The organism is Micromonospora sp. WMMD735, from assembly GCF_049178995.1.
GTDB lineage: Bacteria > Actinomycetota > Actinomycetes > Mycobacteriales > Micromonosporaceae > Micromonospora > Micromonospora wenchangensis.
The window spans coordinates 3,065,605-3,080,056 of record NZ_JBMHMJ010000002.1 but is presented as its reverse complement, the minus strand read 5'-3'; the positions used below and the strand labels follow the sequence as shown (position 1 = coordinate 3,080,056).

7 protein-coding genes are annotated in these 14,452 nt (G+C 74.2%); 5 read left to right on the top strand and 2 right to left on the bottom strand.

Translation table 11 applies throughout. From position 1 onward, the window contains the following. Positions 1 to 3 precede the first annotated feature (3 nt). Complete coding sequence (locus ACN268_RS12850) at positions 4 to 1,191, top strand: FAD-dependent oxidoreductase (RefSeq protein WP_421483413.1); 1,188 nt, start codon at positions 4 to 6, stop codon at positions 1,189 to 1,191. 366 nt (positions 1,192 to 1,557) lie between these two features. Here the strand turns inward: ACN268_RS12850 and ACN268_RS12845 are convergent, their stop codons facing one another. Then, positions 1,558 to 2,403, bottom strand: coding sequence for a GNAT family N-acetyltransferase (locus tag ACN268_RS12845; protein WP_421483412.1), 846 nt, complete (start codon positions 2,401 to 2,403; stop codon positions 1,558 to 1,560). A gap of 146 nt (positions 2,404 to 2,549) precedes the next feature. Here ACN268_RS12845 and gltB point away from each other — a divergent pair, with 146 nt between their 5' ends. Together gltB and ACN268_RS12835 are read left to right on the top strand one after the other, a co-directional pair. Further along, a complete protein-coding gene (gltB, locus tag ACN268_RS12840; protein WP_421483411.1) occupies positions 2,550 to 7,205 on the top strand; it encodes a glutamate synthase large subunit in 4,656 nt (1,551 codons plus the stop codon). Continuing rightward, a complete protein-coding gene (locus ACN268_RS12835; protein ID WP_421483410.1) occupies positions 7,198 to 8,706 on the top strand; it encodes a glutamate synthase subunit beta in 1,509 nt (502 codons plus the stop codon). The genes gltB and ACN268_RS12835 overlap by 8 nt, the downstream gene beginning before the upstream one ends. Positions 8,707 to 9,047: 341 nt before the next feature. On the opposite strand, the gene ACN268_RS12830 is transcribed toward ACN268_RS12835, so the two are convergent. Next, a complete protein-coding gene (locus ACN268_RS12830; RefSeq protein WP_421483409.1) occupies positions 9,048 to 10,586 on the bottom strand; it encodes a M1 family metallopeptidase in 1,539 nt (512 codons plus the stop codon). 216 nt (positions 10,587 to 10,802) lie between these two features. Between ACN268_RS12830 and ACN268_RS12825 the strand changes: the two genes are divergently transcribed. Both ACN268_RS12825 and ACN268_RS12820 read left to right on the top strand, forming a co-directional pair. Continuing rightward, the gene (locus ACN268_RS12825) at positions 10,803 to 11,600 is read left to right on the top strand and encodes an SGNH/GDSL hydrolase family protein (protein ID WP_421486874.1); all 798 of its coding nucleotides are present in this window, start codon (positions 10,803 to 10,805) and stop codon (positions 11,598 to 11,600) included. Between the two features lie 107 nt (positions 11,601 to 11,707). After that, the gene (locus ACN268_RS12820) at positions 11,708 to 14,389 is read left to right on the top strand and encodes a hypothetical protein (RefSeq protein WP_421483407.1); all 2,682 of its coding nucleotides are present in this window, start codon (positions 11,708 to 11,710) and stop codon (positions 14,387 to 14,389) included. Positions 14,390 to 14,452 lie beyond the last annotated feature (63 nt).

Genomic DNA, 14,452 nt, shown 5'->3' with positions numbered 1-14,452 from the left:
GGCGTGCGCAGCGCGGTGGTGGTCGGCGCGGGCCTCGGCGGTCTGGCGGTGGCCGGCGCGCTGGCCCGCTCCGGGTGGCGGGTCACCCTGCTGGAACGGGCCGACCGGGTGCGCCCCGAACCCACCGCCGTGGTGCTGTGGCCCAACGGGGTACGCGCGTTGCAGGTGCTCGGCGTCGGTGCCGGCCTGGACGCCATCGCGACCCCGCTGCCCGACGGCGGTATCCGCCGCCCCGACGGCCACTGGCTGGTGCAGCCCCGACCCACCCCGGCCGACCGGATGCCGGTGGTGGTGCACCGGGAGGATCTGCACGACGCGCTGATCGCCGGCCTCGGTGACCGGGTCGAGCTGCGTACCGGGGTCGCCGTGGACCACGTCCGGGCCGATGCCGCCGAGCGGCCCGGGGTGGGGTGGAACGGCCAGTTCGTCGAGGCGGACCTGGTCGTCGCCGCCGACGGCACGGACAGCGTGCTGCGCCGCCAGCTCGCCCCCGAGGCCACCGTGGTCAGCTCCGGCTGTGCCTCCTGGCGGGCGGTGATCCCCTGGTACCGGGCCCCCGTGCCGGCCGACCAGCCGGTCGGGGGTGAGGTGCTGGGCGCCGGCTACCGGTTCGTGGCCGCCTCGCTGGGGGAGCGCGGCTCCTCCGGGGCGTCCCGCCGGGGTGGCGTCTACTGGGTGGCCACCGCCGCCGGTGCGCCCCGGCCGGAGCCCCCGCAGACCCAGCTCGCCCTGCTGCAACGCTGGTACGCCGGCTGGCCCGCGCCGATCGGTGAGCTGCTGGCCGCCACCGAACCCGCCGACCTGGTGCAGCAGGAGATCCGGGAGCTGCGCCCGCTGCCCCGGGCGTACGGCTTCCCGGCCGGGCCGGGCGGGGTGGTGCTGCTCGGTGACGCCGCCCACGCCATGCCACCGCACCTCGGGCAGGGCGCCTGCCTGGCGTTCGAGGACGCGGCCACCCTGTCGTCGTTGCTGCGCGAGTCCCGGCTCCCCGACGCGGTGCTGGCGTACGACCGGGTGCGGCGGCCCCGCACGGCCACCGTGGTCCGGCAGACCCGGCGGATGTCGGCGGTGCTCCAGACCCGGGGTCGGCTGGCCCTGCGCGCCCGTGACGCGGCCCTCGGCACGATCACGCCCCGCCTGCTCTCCGGCGCCGCCGCCACCGCCGCCACCTGGCGTCCCCCCACCCCCTGACCCCCACCCCCTGACCCCCACCCCCTGACCCCCACCCCCTGACCCCCACCCCCTGACCCCCACCCCCTGACCCCCACCCCCTGACCCCCACCCCCTGACCCCCACCCCCTGACCCCCACCCCCTGACCCCCACCCCCTGACCCCCACCCCCTGACCCCCACCCCCTGACCCCCACCCCCTGACCCCCTCCCCCCCCCGCGCCCCCGCCGCGCCCCCCGCCGCCCTTCGGGCGGTGGCCGCCTTCGGCCGGTGATCAAGAGGTTTGCGTCACGGTGAGCGGGCGGGGTGGCGCAAACCTCTTGATCAACCCGCAAACCTCTTGATCACCGGGGGGCAGCGCCGGGTGGGGGCGGTGCCGGGGTGGGGTCAGATGAGGGCGGTGGGTTCGGCTATGCAGGCGGTGCCGATGCGGCGGAAGCCGACGCGTAGGTACACCCGGGCGACGTCCTCGCTGCCGGCGGAGAGGAAGACCAGGTCGGTGCCGGCGGCGCGCAGGGTGCGGGCCAGGGTGGCGGTGACCGCGGCGGCGAGCCCCCGGCGGCGGGCGGCCGGCAGGGTGGCCACTCCGGCGATCTCGGCGACGTCGTCGACCCGCATCGCCATCCCGCTGGCCAGCACCCCGTCCTGCGGCGTCCCGGCGACCGCCGACAGCCGGCGGCCGGCGGCGATCGCGGCCCGCTCCTCGTCCAGCGCGGCCACGTCCAGTTCGGTCATCGCGGCGTCCCGTTCGGCCGGGCCGGCGTCGCCGGGGACGGTGCCGGCGGCGGAGAACCCGACCGCGGCGACCGCGCGCCGGGCCGCCACGTCGAGCGCGAAGCCGGGCGCGTCCGGGTCCAGCACCCGCACCGGTACGTCGGTCAGCGTCGCCGCCTCGGGCGGGTCGGCCTGCGGGTCGAGGACCATCAGCGGGGCCTCCAGCACGCTCAGGCCGGCGGCCCGGGCGGTGGCGAGCAGGTCCGGGGTGGTCTCGTGCACCCACTCGAACGCCTCGGGCAGGCCCAGCTCCCGCTGCCGTTCCCGGACGGTGTGCAGGTCGGCCAGCGACGGTGGGGTGTCGGCGTCGAGGCGGGGACGGGCATAGAACGGCCAACCGGCCCCTTCCCGCGCGAACAGCACCAGACCGCCGTGTTCCTCGGCGCGGGCGGCGTCCCGGGGCACCGCGTCGTAGAAGCGTTCCAACCGGTCGAACAGGTCGCGGTGCGCAGGATCCACCGCGCGAGACTACACGTCCCAGAGTCTGGAAGGTGTGATCAATCCGCACTGGCCCTGCCCGGGTCGCCCTAACGTAGACTCAACAGACCGCCCAGGGCCGACGTCGTCCCGACCATGAAACAACCTGAGTGACGACAGGAGACCCGGTGGCCCTTCCGTACCCGCACAGCCCGCAGCCGGTCCCTTCCGCGACCGGTCTGTACGACCCGGCGCACGAGCACGACGCGTGCGGGGTGGCCTTCGTGGCCGACCTCTACGGGCGGCGCTCCCACGCGGTGGTGGCGAACGGCCTCGGCGCGCTCTGCCGGCTCGACCATCGTGGCGCCCGGGGCGCCGAGCAGAACACCGGCGACGGCGCGGGCATCATGATCCAGGTGCCGGACGCGTTCCTGCGCGCGGTGGTGGACTTCCCGCTGCCCCCGGCCGGCCAGTACGCCACCGGCCTGGTCTTCCTGCCCGACGACGACGGCGGCGAGGCCCGCGCCCGTCAGGTGGTGGAGAAGTACGCCCTCGTCGAGGGTGCCGAGGTGCTCGGCTGGCGCGACGTGCCGACCGACCCGAGCGGGCTGGGCGAGACCGCGCTGGCGGCGATGCCCCGCATCCGGCAGCTCTTCCTGGCCGCGCACCGGCTCACCGACACCCCGGCCGGCCCGGCCGGCTCCCCGCTGTCCGGCATCGACCTGGACCGGGTGGCGTTCTGCGTGCGCAAGCAGGCCGAGCGGGAGACCGCCGAGCGGGGGGTGACCGCCTACTTCCCGTCGCTGTCGGCGCGGACGATGACCTGGAAGGGCATGCTCACCCCCGACCAGCTGCCGGAGTACTTCCCGGAGTTGACCGACGAGCGGGTCGACAGCGCGATCGCGCTGGTGCACTCCCGGTTCTCCACCAACACCTTCCCGTCCTGGCCGCTGGCCCACCCGTACCGGTTCATCGCGCACAACGGCGAGATCAACACGATCCGCGGCAACCGGAACTGGATGCAGGCCCGTGAGGCGCTGCTGCGCAGCCCGCACCTGCCCGGCAACATCCGCCGGGTGTTCCCGGTCTGCACCCCGGCCGCCTCCGACTCGGCCAACTTCGACGAGGTGCTGGAGCTGCTGCACCTGGCCGGCCGGAGCCTGCCGCACGCGGTGCTGATGATGATCCCGGAGGCCTGGGAGAACGACCCGGCGATGCGCCCGGACAAGCGCGCGTTCTACCGGTTCCACGCCAGCCTGATGGAGCCGTGGGACGGGCCGGCGTCGGTCGCCTTCACCGACGGTGAGATCGTCGGGGCGGTGCTGGACCGCAACGGCCTGCGGCCGGGTCGCTGGTGGCGGACGGCCGACGGGCTGGTGGTGCTGGGCAGCGAGGCGGGCGTGCTCGACCTCGACCCGGCCACGGTGGTCGCCAAGGGTCGCCTCCAGCCGGGCCGGATGTTCCTGGTCGACACGGTCAACGGCCGGATCGTCTCGGACGACGAGATCAAGACCGAGCTGGCCGCCGCCCAGCCGTACGACGAGTGGCTGCACGCCGGCCTGATCGACCTCGGTGACCTGCCCGCCCGGGAGCACGTGGTCTACACCCACGACTCGGTGCGCCGCCGGCAGCAGACCTTCGGCTACACCGAGGAGGAGCTGAAGATCCTGCTCGCCCCGATGGCCCGTACCGGGGCGGAGCCACTGGGCTCGATGGGCACCGACACCCCGATCGCGCCGCTGTCGACCCGGCCCCGGCTGCTCTACGACTACTTCCACCAGCTTTTCGCCCAGGTCACCAACCCGCCGCTGGACGCGATCCGGGAGGAGTTGGTGACCAGCCTGGCGTCGACCATCGGCCCGGAGGGCAACCTGCTGGACCCGGGTGCGGCGAGCTGCCGGCAGATCGTGCTGCCCTACCCGGTGATCGACAACGACGAGCTGGCGAAGATCCTCTCCGTCGACGAGGACGGCGACCTGCCCGGCTTCAAGGCGGTCCGGGTCTCCGGGCTCTACCGCCTCCGTGACGGCGGGGCCGGCATCAAGGCCCGGCTGACCGAGATCTGCCGGCACGTCTCCGAGGCGATCGAGGACGGCGTCCGCATCCTGGTGCTGTCGGACCGGGACTCCAACGCCGACCTGGCGCCGATCCCGTCGTTGCTGTTGACCGCGGCGGTGCACCAGCACCTGGTGCGGGAGCAGACCCGGACCCAGGTCGCGCTGGTCGTGGAGTCCGGTGACTGCCGCGAGGTGCACCACGCGGCGGTGCTCATCGGGTACGGCGCGGCGGCGGTCAACCCCTACCTGGCCTTCGAGTCGGTGGAGGACATGATCGCCACCGGGGCGCTGGTCGGGGTGGAGCCGGCCAAGGCGGTCCGCAACTACGTCAAGGCGCTCGGCAAGGGCGTCCTCAAGATCATGTCGAAGATGGGCATCTCGACGGTGTCGTCGTACTGCGGCGCGCAGGTCTTCGAGGCCGTCGGCCTGGACACCCGCCTGGTCGACAGGTATTTCCGGGGCACCCCCAGCACCATTGGCGGGATCGGACTGGCCGAGATCCACACCGAGGTCGCCGCCCGGCACGGGCAGGCATGGCCGACGCCCGGCACCGCCGGTTCCGCCCGGCTGGAGGTGGGTGGCGAGTACCAGTGGCGGCGCGAGGGTGAGCTGCACCTGTTCAACCCGGAGACGGTCTTCCTGCTCCAGCACGCCACCCGCAGCCGGCAGTACGACGTGTTCCGCCAGTACACCGCCAAGGTCGACGAACTGGCCGCGCAGGCCGGTTCGCTGCGCGGGCTGTTCACCCTGCGCACCGGGCTGCGCCCGGCGGTGCCGATCGAGGAGGTCGAGCCGGCCACCGAGATCGTCAAGCGGTTCGCCACCGGCGCCATGTCGTACGGGTCGATCTCGGCGGAGGCGCACGAGACCCTCGCCATCGCGATGAACCGCCTCGGCGGCAAGTCCAACACCGGCGAGGGCGGCGAGGACGTCGACCGGCTGCACGACCCGGCCCGTCGCTCGGCGGTCAAGCAGATCGCCAGCGGACGCTTCGGGGTGACCAGCGAATACCTGGTCAACGCCGACGACCTCCAGATCAAGATGGCGCAGGGCGCGAAGCCCGGCGAGGGTGGGCAGCTGCCCGGCAACAAGGTGTGGCCGTGGATCGCCCGCACCCGGCACGCCACCCCCGGCGTCGGCCTGATCTCCCCGCCGCCGCACCACGACATCTACTCCATCGAGGACCTCGCCCAGCTCGTGCACGATCTCAAGTGCGTCAACCCGGCCGCCCGGGTGCACGTCAAGCTGGTCAGCGAGGTCGGCGTGGGCACCGTGGCGGCCGGGGTCGCCAAGCTCAAGGCCGACGTCATCCTGATCTCCGGGCACGACGGCGGCACCGGCGCGTCCCCGCTCAACTCGCTCAAGCACGCCGGCACCCCCTGGGAGCTGGGCCTGGCCGAGGCACAGCAGACGCTGCTGCTCAACAAGCTGCGCGACCGGGTCACCGTGCAGGTCGACGGGCAGCTCAAGACCGGCCGGGACGTGCTGGTCGCGGCGCTGCTCGGCGCGGAGGAGTTCGGCTTCGCCACCGCCCCGCTGATCGTCGAGGGCTGCGTGATGATGCGGGTCTGCCACCTCGACACCTGCCCGGTCGGCATCGCCACCCAGAACCCGGTGCTGCGCGAGCGTTTCACCGGCCGGCCGGAGTTCGTGGAGAACTTCTTCCTCTTCCTCGCCGAGGAGGTCCGGGGCTACCTGGCAGAGCTGGGCTTCCGCAGCATCGAAGAGGCGATCGGGCAGACCGAGGTGCTCGACGTCGTACCGGCGATCGACCACTGGAAGGGCCACGGCCTCGACCTGACCCGCGTGCTGCACACTCCGGAGCTGCCGGAGGGTGCCGCCCGGCGGGGCATCCGCGCCCAGGACCACGGCCTGGAGCAGGCCCTGGACAACGAGCTGATCGCGCTGGCCGAGCCGGCGTTGCGCGACGGCAGCCCGGTCCGGGTGGAGGTGGCGGTGCGCAACGAGCACCGCAGCGTCGGCGCGATGCTCGGCGGCGAGGTGACCCGCCGGCACGGCGGCGCGGGCCTGCCCGACGACACCGTCGAGTTCGTGCTGCGTGGCACCGCCGGGCAGTCCTTCGGCGCGTTCCTGCCGCGTGGGGTGACCCTGCGACTGCACGGCGACGCCAACGACTACGTCGGCAAGGGGCTCTCCGGCGGCCGGATCGTGGTCCGCCCGGACGCCGCCGCGCCGTTCGTCGATCCCGAGGCCGCCACCGGGCAGCGCGCCGAGGACCAGATCATCGCCGGCAACACCATCCTGTACGGGGCCACCGGCGGCGAGTTGTTCCTGCGCGGCCGGGTGGGGGAGCGGTTCGCGGTCCGCAACTCCGGCGCGGTGACCGTCGTCGAGGGCGTCGGTGACCACGGCTGCGAGTACATGACCGGTGGCACGGTGGTGGTGCTCGGCGAGACCGGCCGCAACTTCGCCGCCGGCATGTCCGGCGGTACGGCGTACGTGCACCGGCTCGACACCGGGCGGGTCAACACGGAGCTGGTCGACCTGTCCCCGCTGCGTGACGCCGAGCGGGAGCTGCTGCACGACCTGGTGCAGCGGCACGTCGCCGAGACCGACTCGGCGGTCGGCGCGGAACTGCTCAAGCGCTGGCCGGAGGCGGTTCAGGAGTTCACGGCCGTGGTCCCGAGGGACTACCGCCGGGTGATGGAGATCATGAAGGCCGCCGAAGCCGCCGGCCGCGACGTCGACGACGCGGTCATGTCTGCGCTGACCGCGTCGGTGCCGCCCGTCCCGCGGGTGGTCGCCCAGGAGGTGGCTCGTGCCTGACCCGAACGGTTTCCTGCGCTACGAACGGCGGCTGCCGGCCCGTCGACCGGTGGCGGTGCGGATCACCGACTGGCGGGAGGTCTACCCGCCCGCCGGGGAGGAACTGATCCGCGAGCAGGCCACCAGGTGCATGGACTGCGGCATCCCGTTCTGCCACGACGGCTGTCCGCTGGGCAACCGCATCCCGGACTGGAACGACCTGGTCCGCACCGGCAGTTGGGACTTGGCGGTCGAGTCGTTGCACGCCACCAACAACTTCCCCGAGTTCACCGGCCGGCTCTGCCCGGCTCCGTGCGAGGCGGCCTGCGTGCTGGGCCTGGGCGGGCAGCAGCCGGTCACCATCAAGCAGGTCGAGGTGGAGATCGCCGACGCGGCGGTGGCCCGGGGCGGACTGAACCCCCGCCCGGTGCCGGCGTCGACCGGGCGGTCGGTCGCCGTGGTCGGCTCCGGGCCCGCCGGGCTCGCCGCCGCCCAGCAACTCGCCCGCGCCGGTCACGCCGTCACCGTGTACGAGCGGGACGACGCGATCGGCGGTCTGCTCCGCTACGGCATCCCCGACTTCAAGCTGGAGAAGCAGCACATCGACAGGCGGCTGGCCCAGCTCGCCGCCGAGGGGGTGCAGTTCCGCACCGGGGTGAACGTCGGCGTCGACGTGACCGCCGAGGAGCTGCGGGCCCGGCACGACGCGGTGCTGCTGGCGTGTGGCGCGCTCCAAGGGCGGGACACCCCGGAGACGCCAGGTCGGCCGCTGCGCGGCGTCCACCAGGCGATGACCCACCTGGTCGCGGCGAACCGGGTGGTGGCGGCGGCCGGGGACGGCCGGCCCGCCCCGGCGGTGCTGCCCGACGGTACGCCGATCGACGCGGCCGGCAAGCACGTGGTGATCATCGGTGGCGGCGACACCGCCGCCGACTGCCTGGGCGTGGCCCACCGGCAGGGTGCGGCCGGCGTCCACCAGCTCGACCTCTACCCCGAGCCGCCGCACGGCCGCGACGCCGAGCGGGACCCGTGGCCGACCTGGCCGTGGGTGCTGCGCAACTACCCGGCGCACGAGGAGGGCGGCGAGCGGGTCTTCGCGGTGGCCGTGCAGGAGTTCGTGGACGACGGGACCGGCCAGGTCAAGGGCGTCCGGATCGCCGAGGTGACGGTGGAGCGGCGCGACGGTCGACGGATCGTCACCGCGCTGCCCGGCTCCGAGCGGGAGCTCCCGGCCGACCTGGTGCTGCTGGCCATCGGCTTCGAGGGCACCGAGGAGCAGCCGCTGCTGGCCCAGTTCGGGGTGACCCGCAACGCCCGGGGCGCGGTCGACGCCCGCCCCGACTGGCAGACCGACGCCGACGGCGTCTTCGTCGCCGGGGACATGCACCGGGGGGCGTCGCTGATCGTCTGGGCGATCGCCGAGGGGCGGGCCGCCGCCGCGGCGATCCACTCCTACCTGGGTGGGGTGGGTGACCTGCCGGCTCCGGTCGATCCGGCCCGCCAGCCCCTCGCCGCCCGCTGACCCCCGCCGGCTGACCCCCGCCCTCCTGCCGGTCCGTTCACCACGGAGAGCGGTATGCCTGACAGGCATAACTATGCCTGTCAGGCATACCGCTCTCCGGAACCATCGTTGCCCGGCCCGCCGCCGCCCCGATCGGCACCGACCAGAGCCGGCTCGACCGGACCCGGCCCCGACCAGCCCAGATCCGGCCCCGGACCCGGCGGCCAGACCCCGAGCGGACCAGACCCGACCTCGGGCCGAAACCGCGCCGGGACCGGCCCGGGTGCCGGAAGGTCACGGTCGCGGGCCGGTCCGGGCTGCCCGCGCCGGTGCCGGGGGCGGGCAGCCCGAACCGGGGTCGGTCAGCGCGCCAGCAACTGGTGCGCCGCCCGGATCTGGGTCCACGACTTCGGCTGGGCCGGTGCGGTCGTGGTGCGGGTGGCGGTGGCCGGAGCCGGCCGGCCGGGGGTGAACAGCCAGGTGGTGAAGACCGGGTCCAGGTCGAGGCCGGAGATCTGCTCGGCGAGGGCCTGGAACTCGGCGATGGTGCCGTTGCCGTACCGGTGGGCGGCGGTCCAGGCGGGCAGGATGCGGAAGAAGGCGTCGTCGCCGACGGCCAGCCGGAGCTGGTGCAGCGCCATCGCGCCCCGGTCGTAGACCGCGCCGTCGAACACCGCGCCGGCGCCCGGGTTGCCCGGCAGCACCTGCCAGAACGGGTCGTCGGCCGGGTAGTCGGCGTAGGTGAAGTCGAACAGTTCCTGCGCGGTGCCCTCACCCTGCGCCTCCGACCAGAGCCACTCGGCGTACGAGGCGAAGCCCTCGTTCAGCCAGATGTTGCTCCAGTTCGCCACCGAGACCGAGTCGCCGAACCACTGGTGGGCGTTCTCGTGCACCACCACGTACGCGTTGCTGCCGCGTCGCCAGAAGCCGGGCCCGTACACCGGGCGGGTCTGGGTCTCCAGGGCGAAGCCGAGGCTGTCGATCGGCGCGGCCACGCCCCCCTGCGCCTCGAACGGGTACGGCCCGAAGATGCCGCCGGCCCAGTCGACGATCTCGGCGGTGCGTTCGATGCTGGCCCGGGCGGCCGGCTTCCGGTCGCCCAGGGTGGTGCTGTAGGCGTTGATCACCGGCTGCCCGTTCGGGGCGGTGTCGGTGACGATGTCGTACTGGCCGATCGCCAGGAACGCCAGGTAGGTGGCACCGGGCCTGGTGCTGCGCCAGCCCCACCGCATCCGGTTGCCGGCCTCGGCCAGCGGGGGCCGGGGCTGCACGCCGTTGCTGATCACCTCGACGCCGTCGGGCACCGACACCGAGACGTCCCAGGTGGCCTTGTCCAGCGGGTGGTCGTTGGAGGGGAACCACCACCAGGCCGACTCGGGCTCGTTGACGGCGAGCGCGCCGTCGGCGGTGCGGGTCCACCCGGAGTAGCCGTTGACCAGGGTCTCCGACGGCACACCGGCGTAGGTGACCACGACGGTCATCGCCTGACCGGTGGTGAGGCCACGCGGCGCGGTCACCACCAGCTCGTGGTCGCCCTCCCGGGCGAACCGGGCGGTCCACCCGTTGACCCGCACCGACTCCACGTCGAGCAGGAAGTCGAGGTTGAACCGGGAGAGCTCCTGGGTGGCCGTGGCCAGGATGGTGGTGGTGCCGCTGAGCCGGTCGGTGGCCGGCTCGTAACGCAGCCTCACGTCGTAGTGGTCGACGTCGTAGCCGCCGTTGCCGTAGTCGGGGAAGTAGGGGTCGCCGAGGCCGGGGCTACCGGGTTTCGGGGCGGCCGAGACCGCGACCGACCGGCTCTTGCCCGGTCGGGCGTCGGCCTGGCCGGGGGCACCGGTCACCAGGGTGCCGGCGGTGGTGACGGTCAGGGCGGCGATGGCCGCCGTGAAAACACGTCGCACGGGGTGGACTCCCTCCATCGGGGTGTTCGCACCGACAACCTAATCGACGGCGGTGGAAACGTGCGCCCCGGATGGCAGGGATCGACTGTTCTCATCCCGTCGATGTTTCGCTAGCATTACCGACTAGTAACAACGCCTCACCCCCCTGGCCACGCGCGCGGTCCAGAGGCTTCCCCCGTTGCTGCCCCTGGAGGATCCGTCATGCCCCACCGCGCCCTGCCGCGCCGCGCCCTGGTCCGGGCCGTCACCGCCCTGGCCGCCGTCCTCGCCACCGTCACCGGTGCCCTGCTCGTCCCGACCGCCGCCCAGGCCGCCACCGTCCACTACGTCGCGTTGGGCGACTCGTACTCCTCCGGTGTCGGCGCCGGCCCGTACGACCTGTCCACCTGCCTGCGCAGCCAGAAGTCGTACGCCCCGCTGTGGGCCGCCGCCAACGCGGTGACCAGCTTCGCCTTCCCCGCCTGCGGCGGCGCGGTGACCGCCGATGTGATCAACAAGCAGGTCGGCTCGCTGAGCGCCACCACCACCCTGGTCACCATCACCATCGGCGGCAACGACGCCGGCTTCGCCGACGTCATCACCAGCTGCCGGTTCGGCAGCACGGCGACCTGCACCGCCGCGGTCGACAAGGCCAAGAGCTTCGCCACCTCGACGCTGCCCGGCCGGCTCGACGCCACCTACACCGCGATCCGCGACCGGGCCCCGAACGCCCGGCTGGTGGTGCTCGGCTACCCCCGGCTCTTCGAGACCGGCTCCTGCGGCGTGCTCGCGATGAGCAGCTACAAGCGGACCATCCTCAACGAGGCCGCCGACGTGCTCGCCACGGTCACCGCCGCCCGGGCCGCCGCGGCCGGGGCCACCTTCGCCGACGCCCGCCCGTTCTTCACCGGGCACGGCGTCTGCGCCGCCGCCCCGTGGATCCGCGACGTCAGCGGCGTCATCGAGGCGTACCACCCGAACGCCGACGGCTACCGGTACGGCTACCTGCCGACGCTGACCGCCGCGCTGCGCTGACCCGCCCGGCCGGGTGACCGGCAGCAGCCCACCGGACACCCTCGGTTGCCTCCGTCGTCGACAATGGGAGCCCTTCCTGGTTCCCTGTCGGCGGCGGAGGTGCCCGTATGCGTGAACCGGTGACCCCGCCGCTGCCCCGGCCACCCACCGTGGACGGCAACCCGGTCGGCGGCACCGAACTGCTCGCCCTGCTCACCCGCCTGCTGCGCCGCCCGCGTCGGGGCGACCGCCGGCTGCCGGTGCTCTGGCTGGTCCGGGCCGCCACCGGCGGCGACCCGGGGGCCCTGTTGCGCCGCTCCGTCGGGCGGGGCGCGGGGCGTCGGGTCCCGCACGCCGTGCTCGACCTGGCCGCCCGCCCCGACCTCGCCGACGTCCCGGCGGTGCTGCGGGAACTGCACAGGCAGTTGTCGCTGGAGGCGTTCGGGACGGCCCGGCTGCGGTTCCGCCACCACCCGCTGGCCGACTGGCTGATGCAGCAGACCCTCGACGTGGGCGTCGACGCCGCCGACAGCGGCCGGGCCACCCTGGTCCGCCGGCTGCGCGACTGGCGGGGCCGCCGTCCCGTCGAGGAGCCGCAGGTCAGCGGGGAGTCGGGGGTCGGCACGGCGCTGCAGGTGCTGCTCTGGCTGCTGCGTCGGGCGGTGCCCAGCGCGGTGTTCCGGATCGCCGTCTCCGGCCGGGTGCCGGGCGTCGGCGGCCACTACCGGTGGTTCATGCGGCAGCAGTACCTGGCCCCCCGCCAGTCGGTGACCTTCCTCGGGTTCGCCGAACGGCTCACCGCCGGCTGGCGCGACGGCGAACAACCCGCCCAGGTGGACAAGCTGCTGCTGCACGCGTTCCTGGAGGATCTGCGGCAGGCGTACCGGCGACGGGTGTGGCGGCCCGGGGACTGGCGGCGCACCGCGTACCCGGTGCTGCTGCTCGACGGCGTGGAGGTCGACGGCGTCGGGCACACCCTGGTCCGGCTGCTCACCGACGTGCGCAACGAGACCGGCCGCAACGACCCGCTGCTGGTGGTGGCCCTGGCCACCGCGCCGCCGCCCGAACTGCCCGGCACCCGACCGCTGCGCGAGGCGGACGACGCCTACGACGAGTGGGCCGAGGCGTTGCCCGAGACCCGACGGCTGCGCCGCGCCGCCGCCTGGCTGGTGGCGCTGCGCCCCGACGACGAGGACGCCACCCCGCCACCGGGGGTCGTCCCGCCCACGCTGGTCGCCCCCGACCCGCCGTGGTGGGCACGGCGGTTCCTGCCGGCGGCGGTGGCCGTGGTCCTGCTGGCCGGGACGCTCGTGTGGGCGGACAGCCGGTGGGCGCTGGACTGCCATCCGACGCCGACCGGCCAGGTGCGGGTGCAGGTGCTCGCCGAGGAGTGCGTCGGCTACAGCGACACCGCCGCGCAGGTGTTCAACAGCGAACCCGGCCAGGAGCGGCTACGTGCGGTGCAGCGGCGGATCTTCGCGCAGAACCGGGCCGCCGAACAGGTGTGGCGGCGCAGCGACCAGCGCCGGCCCTACCTCACCCTGGTCTACCTGGGCACCCTCACCGGCAACCGGACCCGGGTCGACGAGGAGTCCTACGTCTCCGAACGCGAGGAACTGGAGGGCCTGGCCACCGCCCAGTACGCCCTGCTCAAGGAGTCCGCGGCGGCCGACGGGGCGGCCCTGCTGCACGTGGTGGTCGCCAACGGGGGCCGGCAGATGCGCCACGCCGGGCCGGCGGTGGCGATGCTGGAACAGTTGGCCCACGACGACCCGACCGTGCTCGGGGTGGTCGGGCTGGTGGAGAGCCGCACCAGCACCGCCGCAGCGTTGCGGGAACTCAACCGGGTCGGCCTGCCGGTGCTCGCCCCCACCCTGTCGGCCGACCGGATGGACGGGAACTCCAGCCTCTACCTGCAGGTCTCCGCGCCGAACTCGGCGCAGGCCGCGATGATCGAGACGTACGCCCGGCAGGTGCTGCGGGTGACCGAGGCGCACGCCTACTACACCACCGGCGAGGACAGCTCACTCGCCGAGGACCTCTACGTCGGTACCCTGGTCGACGGGCTGCGCCAGCGGTTCGGCAGCCGGCTCACCCGGCTCGACGGGTGGAGTACCGGGCGTCGGTTGACCGCCGAGTGCGGCTACCGGGGGGTGCTGGTGTTCGCCGGGCGCTGGTCGGAGTTCGACGGGTTCCTGCGGGCGTTGAAGGAGTGTGGCAACGACCCGCCCCGGCACCTCGTCGCCGACGACTCGGTCAACCGCTACATGGCCAACCCGGGGCTGCGGGTCAGCGCTCCGGGCAACCTGCCGGTGACGTACGTGTCGAAGGCGGCGCTGGCCACCTGTGCCGCGCTGCGGGCCGCGCAGGCCGCCCGGGACGACGCCCGGGGCAGCTTCCTGACCTGGGTCGGTGCCGACGACCTGCTCGACCCGCCGCGCTGCCGCGACGGTGCCGGCGCACCCGTCGGTGAGCGGGTCAGCCTCGCCTACGACGCGGCGATGATGATGGTGCGGGCGCTGGAGAGCCTCGCCGCCCGGCTGCGCCACGCCGACACCGGCCGGCGCTGGGAGCCCCGCTCGGTCAACCCGGTCGGCGTGCACGCCGAGGTGCTGCGGCAGAACGCCGCCGCCGGCTACCCGGGGGTCGCCGGGGTGATCCGGTACGCGCCCGACTCGGGCGAGCCGGTCGCCAAGCGGCTGGCGTTGCTGCGGGTGGCGCGGGTGCCGGACGTGGCCGCCGAACCGGTCGAGGTGTTCCACTGTGGGGCGGCCGACAGCGGGCCGGACCCGGGCTGCCGGCCCGGCTGACCCGTGGGCGGGTCGTGCGTCCCGACCCGCCGGGGCGCTAGGGTTCCCTCGATTCGTCCGCAC